General features: G+C 66.2%; 1 protein-coding gene. It reads right to left on the bottom strand.

Going from position 1 to position 275, the window contains the following annotated elements:
* A partial coding sequence (locus tag CVH10_RS20265) for a dienelactone hydrolase family protein (protein ID WP_181244583.1) occupies positions 1-261 on the bottom strand: 261 nt, incomplete at its 3' end.
* Positions 262-275: the final 14 nt, after the last annotated feature.

The following is a 275-nucleotide window of genomic DNA, read 5'->3' on the forward strand; positions in this document are numbered from 1 at the left end:
CTCAATGAAAGGGCGCATCAGCGCGGCGGATTGCTCAGGCGTTGTGCCACGCTTGCCAATGCCATACATATCCATCGCGAACGCGACGTAGCCCTGCTGGGCGAGCAGGCGCGCCTTGTCGTGGATGAACGGGTTGGGGCCGCCCCACATGTGGGCGATCAGCACGCAGGGGCGCGGGGTGGAGAGGTCGGCGGGGCGCGCGATGTAGGCTTCACACACCACCCCATCGGCCTCGTAGCTGCGCGTCTCGGTCGTGATCATCGGGAGGCTCTTGG

It is taken from the genome of Halomonas sp. ND22Bw, from assembly GCF_003011945.1.
GTDB classification, from domain to species: domain Bacteria; phylum Pseudomonadota; class Gammaproteobacteria; order Pseudomonadales; family Halomonadaceae; genus Halomonas; species Halomonas halophila.